10 protein-coding genes are annotated in these 15,219 nt (G+C 60.9%); 7 read left to right on the top strand and 3 right to left on the bottom strand.

Annotated features, from left to right (window positions below):
• Positions 1-97 precede the first annotated feature (97 nt).
• Entirely contained in the window at positions 98-2,143 is a 2,046-nt protein-coding gene (locus tag ACQ4V8_RS04195; RefSeq protein WP_495542702.1) for a bifunctional 2',3'-cyclic-nucleotide 2'-phosphodiesterase/3'-nucleotidase, read from the bottom strand.
• 236 nt (positions 2,144-2,379) lie between these two features.
• Between ACQ4V8_RS04195 and prfB the strand changes: the two genes are divergently transcribed.
• The 3 genes from prfB to lysS all read left to right on the top strand — a co-directional run bounded on the left by prfB (position 2,380) and on the right by lysS (position 5,742).
• Positions 2,380-3,484, top strand: a protein-coding gene (prfB, locus tag ACQ4V8_RS04190) for a peptide chain release factor 2 (protein WP_436570958.1) whose coding sequence is annotated in 2 segments (ribosomal slippage) — positions 2,380-2,460 and positions 2,462-3,484 — 1,104 coding nt in all. Because the reading frame shifts where the segments join, the coding sequence is not laid out codon by codon here.
• Positions 3,485-3,486: 2 nt separating this feature from the next.
• Entirely contained in the window at positions 3,487-4,194 is a 708-nt protein-coding gene (locus ACQ4V8_RS04185; RefSeq protein ID WP_436570957.1) for an HAD family hydrolase, read from the top strand.
• 18 nt (positions 4,195-4,212) lie between these two features.
• A complete protein-coding gene (gene lysS / locus ACQ4V8_RS04180; protein WP_010398961.1) occupies positions 4,213-5,742 on the top strand; it encodes a lysine--tRNA ligase in 1,530 nt (509 codons plus the stop codon).
• Positions 5,743-5,928: 186 nt separating this feature from the next.
• Here the strand turns inward: lysS and ppnN are convergent, their stop codons facing one another.
• Positions 5,929-7,299, bottom strand: coding sequence for a nucleotide 5'-monophosphate nucleosidase PpnN (ppnN, locus tag ACQ4V8_RS04175; protein ID WP_196856842.1), 1,371 nt, complete (start codon positions 7,297-7,299; stop codon positions 5,929-5,931).
• Positions 7,300-7,631: 332 nt separating this feature from the next.
• Between ppnN and ACQ4V8_RS04170 the strand changes: the two genes are divergently transcribed.
• The 4 genes from ACQ4V8_RS04170 to ACQ4V8_RS04155 all read left to right on the top strand — a co-directional run bounded on the left by ACQ4V8_RS04170 (position 7,632) and on the right by ACQ4V8_RS04155 (position 12,282).
• On the top strand, positions 7,632-9,137 hold the full coding sequence (locus ACQ4V8_RS04170) for a peptide MFS transporter (protein ID WP_010398966.1): 1,506 nt from the start codon (positions 7,632-7,634) through the stop codon (positions 9,135-9,137).
• 132 nt (positions 9,138-9,269) lie between these two features.
• On the top strand, positions 9,270-9,950 hold the full coding sequence (locus ACQ4V8_RS04165; RefSeq protein ID WP_010398967.1) for a UPF0149 family protein: 681 nt from the start codon (positions 9,270-9,272) through the stop codon (positions 9,948-9,950).
• Between the two features lie 131 nt (positions 9,951-10,081).
• Positions 10,082-10,444, top strand: coding sequence for a DUF6232 family protein (locus ACQ4V8_RS04160; protein ID WP_010398968.1), 363 nt, complete (start codon positions 10,082-10,084; stop codon positions 10,442-10,444).
• Positions 10,445-10,752: 308 nt separating this feature from the next.
• On the top strand, positions 10,753-12,282 hold the full coding sequence (locus tag ACQ4V8_RS04155) for a hypothetical protein (RefSeq protein ID WP_436570956.1): 1,530 nt from the start codon (positions 10,753-10,755) through the stop codon (positions 12,280-12,282).
• 300 nt (positions 12,283-12,582) lie between these two features.
• Here the strand turns inward: ACQ4V8_RS04155 and ACQ4V8_RS04150 are convergent, their stop codons facing one another.
• Positions 12,583-14,850, bottom strand: coding sequence for an OPT family oligopeptide transporter (locus ACQ4V8_RS04150; protein ID WP_436570955.1), 2,268 nt, complete (start codon positions 14,848-14,850; stop codon positions 12,583-12,585).
• Positions 14,851-15,219 lie beyond the last annotated feature (369 nt).

Here is a 15,219-nt window from a genome sequence, read left to right as displayed (position 1 = left end):
ACCAGCTGATTGCCAGCCTCATCCTGCGCTTGCGCTTGCCCGGGCGTCAGCGAGGAACAGACGAGCGATAACAACAGCGCGCCAGGCAGTAGCCAGATCATTTCGACAGGTCTAGCTGGTACAGCGCAAAGCCCTTGCCGGCGCCATCGTCGGCCTTCAGCTGCGTGACATTGTCGATGCCGGCCGCTTGCGCCAGGTCGATCACGTTCGGCGCCGAGTGGAATACCACCGGCCCTTGTGTGGCGACCTTGGCGAAAGTCCAGCTGCGCGCCGAACCGTTTTTCGCCCGCGTCAGGTTTTTCTGCTGCGTGATGTAGGCAATCAAGAGTTCCCGATTATTGTCGGGCGAGGCCACCACCGTGTTGCTGCCATCAAGGCCGGGGAAATTGCCGCCGCCGCTGGCGCGGTAGTTATTTGTCGCGATCAAGAATTGCTGTGCAGCATCCACCGGCTTGCCCTGGTACGTCAGACCCCGGATACGCTGGCCGGGCGGCTGGGTGACATCGATCTGGTAGCGCACGTCAGCACTGCTAATGGCATCGAAGTTGTAGCTCGGATGGGCCGTATTGACCAATTCCTGCGGCTCGCGCTTGTTGGCGGCGATGGTATTGAAACGCTGCGCCGAGTGTTCCAGCCAGGCCTTCAATTGCGCGCCATTCATCTTCACGCCATACAACGCGTTCGGGTATAAATACAAGTCAGCCGCGTTGTTTAGCGCCACATTGCCCGCCTTGACATCCGTGTAGTCGGACACGCCGGCCGAGCCGCTCTTGAACGGCGACGACATCGACAACACGGGCAAGTGCGCGTATTGCGGCAAATTCGCCTTGACGTAGGCGGCCAGATGGAACGCCTGCGCCTGGTTCACCACCTCGATGGCGCTGACATCGCCCACGTCGGCAAAATACGTCGACATGCGGAAATCTGTGGTGCCCACGGGCGTCTGCACGTAGGCTATCGTCGCTGCGTGCTCTTCGGCCACGAGTTTGGCGATGGCTGCATCGGGCGCCACATAACTTTTATCCGCATTCTGGATGCTGCGCGCCTCCACCGTGGTGGCACTCTTGTCGACGCCCCACTGCTTGCCGTCGTGACGCAGGGAGAGGCCGATCACGCCCAAGTGCTTGCCCCACAGATTGGCCATCACGGTGGGCACGCCATGGACCAGCCCTTTGACTTTATCGACGCCGGGCAAATTGAATTGCGGTACCGTGCTGCTGGCATTCGGGAACAACTGGTGCGAATGGCCGATCAGCATGGCATCCACGCCCGGCACTTGCGACAGGTAGTAATTAGCGTTTTCCATGCTGGGCGAATACGCGCTGTCATCGAGACCGCCGTGCGAAATGGCCACCACCAGTTCGGCGCCCTTGGCGCGCATCTCGGGGATGAATTTTTCCGCCGTCTCACGCACGCCCTGCGTGTAGACGCGCCCTTCCAGCCAGCGCTTGTCCCAGGCCATGATGGTGGGCGGGGCGAAGCTGATGATGCCTACCTTGACGCTGCTGCGCACGGCCTTGCCATCGGGGCCCGTCGCCGTGATCTGCTTGTTGATGATGTGATATGGCGCGAACAAAGGCTGGCCCGTCTTGACGCTGTAGACGTTGGCCAGCACTTGCGGGAACGCGGGACCGGCGCAGCGCGGCTTGCTCGCATCGACGCCGTCGACGTCGAAGCGGTTGCCCGTCACCTGGCTCAAGAACGCCAGGCCGTAATTGAATTCATGGTTGCCGATGCCGCCGCCATCGACCTTCAGCACATTCATGGCCTTGTAGATAGCCAGGGTCTGGTCGCAGGCCAGCGGTTTCACGAGCGCCTGGTAGTCGGCCAGGGCCGTACCCTGTATGGTGTCGCCGTTATCGAGCAAAAGATTGTTCGGGAACTGCGCGCGCGCCTGGGCGATCAGGGTCGCCGTGCGTTCCAGGCCGACCGACGGTTCCGCCTGCAGCTTATAGTAATCATAACTGAGCACATTCGCGTGCAAGTCCGTCGTCTCCAGCAGGGCCAGGGTGGCGCTGCTGCCCGCTGGCGCGGCGGCGGGCGCCTGGTCCGGTCCGAGGGCGGCGGGCGGCAAGGCGCTGCAGCCGGCCAGCAGCAGCGGCAACAGGGCGAGACGGGGGCGCTGGCACATGAGTTGACGCATAAGGTGACGCATGAAGTATTCCTGTAGAAAGACAATATCGTCCGCATCATACGCAGCACGGCAGCCCCCAGCAAGCCGTACGAGGCCCGCCGCAACAGGTGCAATCTTGTCGCAAATACCGCAAAATCGCCAAGCCATTGCCGCGCGCGGCAGCGATTTCCCGCTCTTGGCATCAGAAACGGGCCGCGCTCGCGTATAATCCAAGGTTTGATTTCACCATAGAAGACCAGAATATTATGGAAGCCGAACGCATCAATATCATCTCCGCCCTGCTCAACGACCTGACGGTCCGCGAAGCCGAACTTCGGAGGTATCTTTGACTTCACTGTCAAGTCGGAGAAACTAGAGCAAGTCAACGAAGAACTGGAAGATCCGACCGTCTGGAACGATCCCAAGCGCGCCCAGGAACTCGGTAAAGAGAAGAAGGCGCTCGAAGCGATCGTCTTCACGCTGACCCGTGCCGATGCCGACCTGCGCGACACCCGTGATCTGTTCGACATGGCCCGCGAAGAAGGCGACGAAGAGACGCTCGAAGCGATCGAGCAAGACGTACAGGAAATCGGCAAGGTCATCGAAAGCATGGAATTTCGCCGGATGTTCAACAATCCGATGGACCCGAACAACTGCTTCATCGACATCCAGGCCGGTGCCGGCGGCACGGAAGCCCAGGACTGGGCCTCGATGCTGCTGCGCCAGTACCTGCGCTATTGCGAACGCAAGGGCTTCAAGGTCGAGATCCTGGAGCAGTCCGACGGCGAGGTAGCCGGCATCAAGACGGCCACCCTGAAAGTCGAGGGCGATCACGCCTACGGCTTCCTGCGCACGGAAACGGGCGTGCACCGCCTGGTGCGCAAGTCGCCGTTCGACTCGGCCAACGGCCGCCATACCTCGTTTACGTCGCTGTTCGTGTATCCCGAAGTCGACGATTCGATCGAAATCGACGTCAACCCGGCCGACATCCGCGTCGATACCTATCGCGCGTCGGGCGCCGGTGGTCAGCACATCAACAAAACCGACTCTGCCGTGCGCATGACCCATGCGCCGACCGGCATCGTGGTGCAGTGCCAGAACGACCGTTCACAGCACCGCAATCGCGCCGAAGCGATGGAAATGCTGAAAGCCAAGCTGTACGAACATGAACTGCGCAAGCGCATGAGCGAGCAGCAAAAGCTGGAAGACTCGAAGACGGACGTGGGCTGGGGTCACCAGATCCGCTCCTATGTGCTGGACCAGTCCCGCATCAAGGACTTGCGCACCGGCTTCGAGACGGGCAATACCAAGGGCGTGCTCGATGGCGACATCGACGAATTCATCTCCGCCTCGCTGAAACAGGGCGTGTAAGGATGAATGCACCGGCATCGGCATCGGCATCGGCGCAGCGTGCCTTCCTGTTCGACATGGATGGCACGATCGTCGACAACATGGCCTTCCACACGCGCTCGTGGCTGGCGTTCTTTGAACGTCAGGGCCATGTGCTCGATGCGGACACCTTTTTCCGCGCCACGGCAGGACGTCAGGGCCGCGAAATCATCGCCAAGTACCTGGGCGACGAAGCCGACCACGCTAGCTTGCTGGCTGAAAAGGAAGTCGTCTACCGCGAACTGTATGGCCCGCACCTGGCCACTGTGGCCGGGTTCGAGCGCTTGATCACCAGCGCGCGCCAGCACGGCGTGGCACTGGTGGTGGGCACGGCCGCGCCGGACGAGAACATCGCGTTCACACTCGACGGCCTGGACCTGCGGCACCGCTTCGACGCCATCGTCGGCGCCGCCGACGTGGCACGCGGCAAGCCGCAGCCGGACGTGTTCCTGAAAGGCGCGCAACTGGCCGGAGCGCTGCCGCAAGACTGCATCGTCTTTGAAGACGCGCCCCTGGGCGTGGAAGCGGCGCGCCGTGCCGGCATGCGCGTCGTGGTGCTGAGCACCACCCTGCCGGCCGAAGCATTTGCCGCATACGACAACGTCATTGCCATCGTGCCCGATTTCTCCGCACTCGACGTCGACGCACTGTTTGCCAGCGTGGCGCCTGCTCTGACGCCACATCATCAATAATCACCAACGAAGAACACCATGACTACGGATATCCAAGAACAAGCCGCCGCCCCAGATGAAAACAAGATCATCGCCGAGCGCCGCGTCAAGCTGGCCACACTGCGCGAACAAGGCATCGCCTTCCCGAACGATTTCCGCCCTGAGCACAAGGCGGCCGATCTGCACGCGCAATACGGCAGCAAGACGCGCGATGAGCTGGAAGAAAATCCCGTGCACGTGGTGCTGGCCGGGCGCATGATGCTCAAGCGCGAAGCGGGCAAGAAAGCCGCTTTCGCCACCCTGCAAGACGCTTCCGGCCCGAAGGCCGACGGCCGCATCCAGATCTACGCCACCCTTGATCTCACCGGCGAAGCGGCCATGGCCGCCCTGCACCACTATGACCTGGGCGATATCCTGGGCGTGACGGGCACCCTGTTCAAGACCAAGACAGACGAACTGACCATCAAGGTCACGCAACTGCGTTTGATCACCAAGTCGCTGCGCCCGCTGCCAGACAAATTCCACGGCCTGGCCGACCAGGAAACGAAGTACCGCCAGCGCTACGTCGACCTGATCATGAACGAGGAGACACGCCGCACCTTCAAGGCGCGTACGGCCGCCATCTCGTCGATTCGCCGCTTCATGGAAAAGAACGAGTTCATGGAAGTGGAAACGCCGATGCTGCACACGATTCCGGGCGGCGCCGCGGCAAAGCCATTCATCACGCACCACAATGCGCTCGACATGCAAATGTACCTGCGTATCGCGCCCGAGCTGTACCTGAAGCGCCTGGTCGTGGGCGGCTTCGACCGCGTGTTCGAGATCAACCGCAACTTCCGCAACGAAGGCGTGTCGATCCGTCACAACCCAGAATTTACGATGATGGAATTCTACGCCGCCTACACCGACTACAAATGGCTGATGGACTTCACGGAAGCGGTCATTCGCCAGGCTGCCATCGATGCGCACGGTACTGCCAGCCTGACCTACGGCGGCCGCGAGCTGGACCTGGCAAAACCGTTCCACCGCCTGACCATCGTCGAAGCGATCAACAAGTATGCGCCGGGCTACAGCGCCGAGCAGTTGAGCGATGCCGAATTCATCAAGGAAGAGCTGAAGAAATTCGGTGTCAAGCCATTCGCCACGGCCGGCCTGGGCGCGCTGCAACTGGCGCTGTTTGAAGAAACGGCCGAAGCGCAGCTGTGGGAACCGACCTACATCATCGATTACCCGGTCGAAGTGTCGCCTCTGGCGCGCGCTTCCGACACGGTGGCCGGCATCACCGAACGCTTTGAACTGTTCATGGTCGGCCGCGAGATCGCCAACGGCTTCTCCGAGTTGAACGATGCAGAAGACCAGTCGGCCCGCTTCCTGGCGCAAGTGGCCGCCAAGGATGCCGGCGATGAAGAGGCGATGTTCTATGACGCCGACTACATCCGCGCGCTGGAATACGGCATGCCGCCAGCCGGCGGCTGCGGCATCGGCATCGACCGTTTGATGATGATCATCACGGATTCGCCCAATATCCGCGACGTACTGCTGTTCCCGCATTTGCGCCGCGAAGACTAAGCACGCACGCAAACCGATAAAAAGCCGCCTGATCGCAAGATCAGGCGGCTTTTTTACGCTTCTTCGCCGTTACCCTGTAAGCATCCAGCCGCCCCATCTGTACAGCGTGCTCAGCGCCGTCCCGGCGCGCCGAAGGCGGTATTTTTGCTGCCGCTTACTGAGTCCAAAACAGCAAGCCAAGGCAGCTTACTGCATCACGGTATAGCAAGGCACGTACGCCGTGCCCGCCAGCTTCATGCGGTGCTGCGCCACGAAGGAGGCGAGCAAGGCATCCATGGGGCCCATGATGTCCTTGTCGCCATGGATTTCGAAGTTGCCGTGCTCTTCGATCGAGCGTATGCCGTCGTCCTTGACGTTGCCCGCCACCACGCCGGAAAACGCGCGGCGCAACTGCGCTGCCAGCAAGTGCGTGGGCTGGTTCTTGTGCAAGCTCAGGTTGCGCATGTTTTCATGCGTGGGGTGAAACGGCTTCTGGAACTCGTGGTCGATCTTCAGCAGCCAATTGAAATAATAGGCATCGCTATGGGCCTTGCGGAATTCACGCACCAGGCGTATGCCTTCGAGCATTTCGCGCGCCACCAGTTCCGGGTCGTCGATGATGATTTTATAGCGCTGCTGCGCTTCCGGGCCCAAGGTGTCGCTGATGAACTGATTGATCTGCACGAAATATTCGCGCGAGGTTTCCGGACCCGTGAAGATCAAGGGAAATGGAATATCGGCATTGTCGGGGTGTAGCAAAATGCCGAGGATGTACAAAATCTCTTCGGCCGTGCCGGCGCCACCGGGGAAGACGACGATGCCGTGGCCGGCACGCACGAACGCTTCCAGGCGTTTTTCGATGTCCGGCATGATGACGAGGTCATTCACGATGGGGTTCGGCGATTCGGCGGCGATGATGCCCGGCTCGGTGATGCCCAGGTAGCGGCCATTGTGCAGGCGCTGCTTGGCGTGGCCGATGGTGGCGCCTTTCATGGGACCCTTCATGGCGCCGGGACCACAACCGGTGCAAATATCGAGGCCGCGCAAGCCCAGCTGGTAGCCCACTTCCTTCGAATAATTGTATTCGGCGCGGTTGATCGAATGACCACCCCAGCATACCACCAGATTCGGGTTGAGCTGGGTTTGCAGCACGTTCGCGTTGCGCAAGATGTGGAACACGGCGTCAGTCACGCCTTCCGTGCTGTGCAGGTCAAATTTCGGGTTGCCCGTGACCTCATCGCTGACGAAGATAATATCGCGCAGCACGGCAAACAGGTGCTCGTGTATGCCCTTGATCATCTTTCCATCGACAAAGGCGATGGCTGGCGCACCCTTGATATCGAGCTTGATGCCGCGCTCGCGCTGGATAATGGAGATTTCAAACGATTGGTAGCGCTCCAGCAAGGCCCGACCATCGTCGATGGTGCTGCCGCAATTCAAGACTGCCAGCGCACAGCGGCGGAAGGTGTTGTACAGGCCGCCCTGGCTGGTATCGAGCAGTTTATTGACTTCCGTCTTGGAGAGCACGTCCAGGCGGCCTTCCGGTGAAACCAGAGTATCGATAACGTCGTGTTCCATAATGCGAAAAATCCCTTTAAAAATCGATGCTCGAAGGTCATGCAGCCTTAATATACGACAAATTTGCGACAAATATACGACAAGTCAGGCAAGTTGTGCTGTGTCGCCGCAAAATCGCCCGGCCATCCTTGCCTGCAAACCGGTTTGACTCATATGAAACAGTCATTCTTGCTAATGCGAATCGAAACCTTCGCTCAGCGCAATTTGTAGATTAGAATGCCAGCCTATTGGAATTCCCGTGCGTGAGGTTCTTCATGAGAGTGCCCGCCGCACGCAGGCTTCCATAAGTGTGTTGTATCGATAGACTATAATAATTTTTCAGGAGGAACCGCATGAGCGGTGCGACTACGCCCAACAAGGAAGCCGTTATTCCGGAGTTCAAGCAAATTATGGGCCATCCAAGCCCGTTGTGGATGTTGTTCATGACCGAATTCTGGGAACGCTTCGCGTTCTACGGAGTTCGCTGGGCACTGGTACTGTACATCGTTGCCCAGTTCCACGGCGGCGACGCTTCAGGACAGGCAGCGGCCAACCTGACCTATGGTTCCTTCCTCGCGCTGGTGTACGCCGGCGCCCTGTTCGGCGGTTACATCGCCGACCGCGTCATCGGCTACCAGCGCTCGATTCTGCTGGGCGCCATCTTCATGGCCGCCGGCCTGTTCTGCATCTCGGTGCCCAACCAGGATATCTTCAACCTGGGCCTGGCCACCATGATCGTCGGTAACGGCATGTTCAAGCCGAACATCTCGACCATGGTCGGCAAGCTGTATACGACAGCCGATCCGCGCCGCGACAGTGGTTTCACCATCTTCTACATGGGCATCAACATGGGCGCCATGGTCGCGCCTGTCTTCACGCAATGGCTGGCCGAGTCGATCTTTGGCACCAGCGCCATGCCTTCCTACAAGATGGTCTTCATGGCATCCGGTTTCGGCATGCTGATCAGCCTGGTATGGTTCTTCATCGGCCGCCGCGCCCTGAAGGGCATAGGCGCACCGGAAGCCGGTTCAGGCAACCCGATGCGCGTCGTCTGGGTAGCCGTCGGCTCGCTGTGCGTGATTCCGCTGATGTACTTCCTGCTCACCGTCGGCGCTGAAAAGCTGCAAATCGTCCTGACCGTGTTGTTCGCCGGCCTGGCCGTGATGTTGATGATCGAAGGCATACGCAACGGTAAAGTTGCGCGCGACCGCGTCATCGCCATGCTGCTGATCTTCGTCTTCAACATCCTGTTCTGGATGTTCTTCGAACAGGCAGGCAGCTCGTTTACCTTCCTGGCCGACAAAATCGTCAACCGCGACCTGGGCTTCTGGATCTTCCCGACCGCCTACTTCCAGACCGTCAATTCGGTGGCCATCATCGTCTTCGCGCCTATTATCGCCGCCGTCTGGGTCTTCCTGGCACGCCATAACGTCAATCCATCGATCCCGCGCAAATTCGGCCTGGGCTTGCTGGGCAATGCGCTGGCCTTCGGCCTGCTGATCTTCGCTCTGTCGAACCTGGTTGGCGCCGATAACAAGATCCCGTTCTGGACCCTGACCACCGTGTACGTGCTGCAATCGATCGGCGAGCTGTGCCTGTCGCCTATCGGCCTGTCGATGGTGACCAAGCTGGCGCCGGTGCGCCTGGTGGGCCTGGGCATGGGCGGCTGGTTCCTCTCTACGGGTATCGGCAACAACCTGTCGGGCATTTTCGCCAGCCACGTCAGCGGCGAAAGCGGCATGTCGGTGCAGTCGGCCCTGTCCGGCTACACCTTCGGCTTCTGGTCCCTGCTGGGCGCCGGCGTCATCCTGTTCCTGATCGCACCGCTGATCAACAAACTGATGCATGGCGTGAAGTAAGCGTTCTGCCTTGGATAAAAGCGGCGGCCTGCGGGCCGCCGCTTTTTATTCCGGCACCGGTTTTACGCTTGCCGGGCGGTACAATACCGCCATGGCCAGCGGCCCCCCCGAGCAACCCCGATAAAGAATCCCATGTCCAGTATCTCCACCACCTCCCCTCTCTCCGACGACGAATACGCCGAACTCGACACCCTGCTGGCAGCGCCAGCGCTGGCCAATGCCGCCATGGACGTGTCCATGCTGGAAGGTTTTCTCACGGCCGTCGCCCTGAGCCCGAAACACATCACACCCGAGCAATGGCTGCCCTGGGTCTGGGACAAGGCAGCGGGCAACACTGCGCCCGCGCCGGACGCGGACAGCGAACGAGCGGCCAGCCTGGCGCAGCGCCACCACGCCTACATGGTCGAATGGCTGGCGAAGGACCCGGACAGCTTCGAGCCCATCTATGTATGCGGCCCCGAGTGGAGCGTACCGGCCTGGTGCGCAGGCTTCCTGCTTGGCACCAGCCTGGACAAGCCACAGTGGGCAGCCCTGGCCGTCAGCCAGCCGCACTGCCTGGCACCGTTCCAGTACCTGGCGACAGCCAGCGCGCTTGACGACGACGCAGCCGAAACGGCCATGGATGGCGTGATTCCCGCTGTCATCGCCATCAATGCCGGCTGGGCACGCCAGCGCCACCTGAAAAGCCAGGCACAAAGCCAGCCCGGCGCCACCGTGCTGCGCGAAGTGCCAAAGACGGGGCGCAACGACCCGTGCCACTGCGGTAGCGGCAAGAAGTACAAAAAATGCTGCGCCGATGCCGATGCCGCGTAAAAAATGTTCTATATGATGTTCTATCGGGCCAAAATGTGACAATGCGTGAGTATTGACAATACACAACTGTGTATAGTGAAAAGATTGTTGAAATGCAACAATGTTAATCAATATCACCACACAGGAATTCCATGGAAGAGCGCACTTTTTTTGAGCAAGGCGATGTCAAGGTTACCAACGCCCGTTTCGTCAGCGGTGGCCAGACCTATGCCATGAGCAATGTGACATCGGTCAAGCCATTTGAGAAAAAACCGCCACGTGCACTTGCCATCATCATTGCCTTGATTGGCCTGGGCATCATGGTCGGCAGCAGTCCCTTTTTCGGCCTGCTGGTGCTGGGAGCCGGTCTCGCCGTCCTGTTCCTGGTCAAGCCCGTCTACCACGTGCTGCTGGCAACTTCTGCCGGTGAAACACGCGCCCTCATGACCAAAAACCGCGAGTATCTGAACCAGGTTGTCCAGGCCGTCAACGAAGCGATGATCCACCGCGGCTGATCGCACTGCACTGCCATCACGGCGGTGCGGTAAAATCAGGTGTGCGTATCGGACTGCCCTTGCAGCCGGTACGCAGCCCCAGCCATTACGGCCACCGCCACCGCCAGCTTTATTCTTGCCGACCCTTGCGCCTTCTCCTCGCTTCCCTGCTACGCTTTCTCAGCCGACATCTGCTGCAATTCCTGCTATTCGTTGCCATACTCGCAGCCGGCCATGCGCTGCTGGAACAGGCACGCCAATTTCACGCTGGACAGGCCCGGCTCGGTATGTTGCGCGATGGAGCAAGTCATGCCGACACCCGCAAAGCAATGTTGAGCCGGGAGACGCAGGCGCGGGTAGACGGGCTGCGCCAGGCTTCCGACCAAGCCATCGCGACGCGCATCGCGCATATCGACATGGCACTGGGCGCGCTGCGGCAAACGGCAGCAGCGTGGTCCTTCACCCTGGCACTACCCACAGGCAAAGATCTCGGCGACGCCATCGCCAGGCAGGCCGAGCAGCACATCCGCATCGAACTGCTGTTGCAGGAACGCGCCTATCTACAATCACTGCGTATTGCCCTCGGCCATGAAAGCGCACGCCAGCTGCTGCAGCGCCTGCATGGCGAACATCGGCAGGCTTACCAGACACTCTGCGGCAACCTGGCCAGACAACAGGAGCAGATACGAGCATACCCGCTGCGCGCTTATCTCCCTGGTACGGCGCAACATGCAGCGATGGCCGCGATGCAGGCCGAGGAAGCGCGCCTGCGCGAGGCCAATGCGCTGGCATATCAGCGCTACCTGGCGCAGCGCCAGCACCTCGCTCCTGTCGACGCCGGCAGCATCGCGTCATTCCAGATAGACCAGGCACGCCTCGACTCATGCCTGCGCGATCTGGTCCATGCCATGGCGTCGATGGAAGGACAGCTGCGCGACAACTGGTGGCGCGCATTGCGTGAACTATTCGCCCGTTACGGGCCCACGGCCGCCCTGCTAGTGCTGTCGGCGATCCTGCTGCCAGTCGCCATCAGGGCCTTCTTTTACTTCGTGCTCGCGCCGCTGGCCGCGCGCATGCCGCCGCTGTCGGTCGCGCGCGAGCTGCAAGTAGCGGGCAACGCCCTGGCCTTGCCACAGCCGCTGCTAACGCCAGGCGAATCGCGCATCTCCGCCGTCTCGCAGGCGCTGCAACTGCAGCCTGGCCAGCAGATGCTGATCCATCCTGCCTACCTGCAAGCGTCGCCCGTCAATAGCACCAAGCGCACGCAGTGGCTGCTGGACTGGCGCTTCCCTTTCACCAGCTTGGCCGCCGGCATGCTGCTACTGACACGCTTGCGCAGCGAGCAAGCAGCATCCGTGACCATTTCCGCCAGCGACGATCCGCTGCTGGAAGTGGCCATCGTCCACCTGCCGGCCGGCTGCGCCTTGGTCTTCCAGCCACGGGGCCTGGTGGGATTGATCTGCGACGCGGGCCAGCCGCTGGCGATATCGAGCCACTGGCGCCTGGGTAGCCTGCACGCATGGCTCACCCTGCAGCTGCGCTTCATCGTCTTTCGCGGCCCCGTCACCCTGATCGTGCGCGGCTGCCGCGGCGTGCGCCTGGAGCGCGCAGACCAGGGCCGCTCGATCAGCCAGTGCGCCACTTTGGGCTTTAGCACCGACGTGCTGTATTCGACCCTGCGCAGCGACACCTTCATGCCTTACCTGCGCGGCCAGCAAGCCTTGCTTAACGACCGCTTCGATGGCGACAACGGCGTCTACCTGTATGAAGAAACCGCGCGCCACGGCAAACAAGCGGGCAAGGCAGGCAGCTGGTTCGAGGGCTGCGCCGATGCGATCTTGAAAGTGTTCGGCATCTAGCCGACGAAGGCCTGATGAGCGACTGATTTCCTGTTTGCCGATTTTCTCGAGAAGCGGGATCCCTATGCGCGAGTGCAGAGGTACTCGCATGCACGCCTGGCCTTGCTCGATGCTGCGCCGCTGCATACGCCGATACTGCGCGCCGTGTAGCAAGGCCTGCGAAACGCATGTCGATGGCGGCCTGTTCGAAGCGCGGCGTTTTGCGGCCCGCCCTGCCCTGGCGGCCCGACCGGGCGCGCATAAAAAAAACCGCCCGGTATCATCACGATCCGGGCGGCTTGCATTCGACAGTACCCGGCATCAAGCCAGCTTGCTAGCCGCCTTTTTCTCGCGTGCGACGATATACAACAGCACGATGATGAGCGCATACGGCAGCAGGGACAACGCATCCGAGTGCAGGCCCGCGTAGAACGGGTTGCCGTGTTCGGCCCAGTCGGCCATCATCTGGTCGAAGTGCGTCAGCACGCCAGCCGTAATGGCGATGATGATGCCGGCCAGTGCGCCGCCGGCGATGTAGCCGGACGCCAGCAGCACGCCCGAACTGCGGTCACCCGCCAGTTGGCGCTCTTCCTCGTTCAATGTTGCGTTGTGTTCCAGCTTGTTGTTGCGGCGGTCCGCCAGCCAGCGTACCAGGCCGCCGACGAAAATCGGCAAAGTGGACGACAGCGGCAGGTACACGCCCACCGAAAACGCCAGCGATGGGATGCCGGCCATTTCCAGCACCACGGCGATCATCACGCCAAACAGCACCAGCGTCCACGGCAGTTGCTGGTCGAGGATACCCTTGATGATGTAGGACATCAGCACGGCCTTGGGCGCATCGTATTTTTTCACTTCCGAACCGTCGGGACGCTTGCTGTAATGGCCATTAATACCCGGATCGACCAGGTAAGCCAACTGGCCATCGTCCTTGACAAAATATTTGCCGGCCGGGCCGCCCACGGTATCGGTCTTTTGCCAGACTTTATACGTAGTGTGGTCGGTGTCGGCTTGCGGGCCATGCAGCTCGCCCGTCACTGTCAGTTTCGACGCGTCCACCGTCAGGCCAGGCGCCACTTGCGCGGCCGGCACATAGACGGTGCTCGCCTCATTCAGCTTGAGCAAGATGGGGCCGAGGATCAGCGCCGACGACAGTGCGCCCGCCAGGATCGCGTACTGCTGCAGGCGCGGCGTGGCGCCCACCAGGTAGCCAGTTTTCAGGTCTTGCGAGGTGGTGCCGGCATTGCTGGCGGCGATGCAAACGATGGCGCCCACCGACAGGGCCGTCACATAGTAACGCCCGCCCGTCCAGCCCATGATCAGGAAGATCAGACAGGTAAACAGCAAGGTGGCCACGGCCATGCCGGAGATCGGGTTCGACGAGGAGCCGATTTCACCCGTCAGGCGCGACGACACGGTGGCAAACAGGAAGCCGAAGACGAGGATCAGCAGCGCGCCGAGGAAATTCATGTGCAGCGGCGTGGCGAAGGTGATCACGGCGATGATGGCCAGGCAGCCGATGATGACCCATTTCAGGGGGATATCCTGCTCGGTGCGCAGCGTGGAATTGCTCTTGACACCCTTGCCGATGCCTTTCAGGCCGGCCGACAGGCTGCGCCAGATCATGGGCATGGCGCGCACCAGTGAAATCAGGCCGCCGGCGGCCACGGCGCCCGCGCCGATGTACAGCACGTAGGCGCTGCGCACGTCGTCGGCGCCCATGTCGCTGATCAACTTGGTGCCGGGCGAGAGCACGGTGGTCAGGCTGTCGCCGAAAAACTTGATCATCGGGATCAAGAGCAAATAAGACAATACGCCGCCGGCCGCCATGGTGGCGGCGATGCGCGGGCCGATGATATAGCCCACGCCCAGCAATTCAGGCGAAATCTCGGCACCGATGGAACCGCCCTTGAGCGGCGCGGCAAATTCCACGCCCGGTGTATCCTTCCAGCCCTTGAACGAAATATTGAAGACTTTATACAGCAAGCCGACGGCGAAACCGCCGAAGATGATCTTGGCGCGACGCTTGGCGTCCAGTGCGGCGGCCGAATCCTTCTCGATGCTTTCACCGGCGGCGATGCGCGATTCTTCCGTGGCAGCGGCCTTCAGCACTTCGGCGCAAGCCGTGCCTTCGGGGAATTTGAGTTCCTTGTGCTGATCGACGATCATGGTCCGGCGCATGGGGATCATCATCAGGATACCGAGCAAGCCACCGAGGATACCGACCAGCATGACGCGCGACATTTCCAGGTCGAAGCCCAAGATCAGGATGGCGGGCATGGTCACGCCCAAGCCGAAAGCCAGCGACTCGCCGGCCGAACCGGCCGTTTGCGTGATGCTGTTTTCCAGGATAGACGAATCCTTGCCGCCCACCTTCTTGGCCAGGCCGAACAGGGTGATGGCGATCACGGCGACGGGGATCGAGGCGCTGACGGTCAAGCCCACTTTCAGCACCAGGTACAGCGAGGAGGCGCCAAACACCATCCCCAGAATGACGCCCATGAACAGCGCGCGGAAGGTCATCTCGGGCAGCTTCGCATCGGCCGGAATATACGGCTTCACGGCGCTCGGCATTGCATCTTTTGCCATAAAAAAATCCTTGTGTCTAAGGAACGCCTGAGCAAACCTAAGCGCGTCGTGATCTGCGGCCTGCGATGCTCACTGTACCTGCGTACAGTTGCGCTTCTCGGCCACAACTCCCTTTCGCTCGCTACGGTTTTATCAAGCGCTCATTAGTAATGATGTAAAAATAAACAGCCCGGATTGACGCCCGGGCTCTTTCTTGAAGCCGAGACTATCGCACAGCCGCGTTTCGATGAAAAGGTTTTTTGCTCCCGGTCCCGGACCGCGCCCGCACCAGAAACGCTGGCGCCTTGGTCTATAATCGCTGCCACCGTGCCTTGCACGCTCACGTGAGACTGCCTTGACTGCCAAACGATCCGGATTCCCCTGGCCTTC

The organism is Janthinobacterium paucivorans (assembly GCF_051380805.1).
Taxonomy (GTDB): Bacteria; Pseudomonadota; Gammaproteobacteria; order Burkholderiales; family Burkholderiaceae_D; genus Janthinobacterium; species Janthinobacterium lividum_D.
Note: the sequence above shows the minus strand (reverse complement) of the source record. Positions and strands in the feature narration are given on the sequence as shown.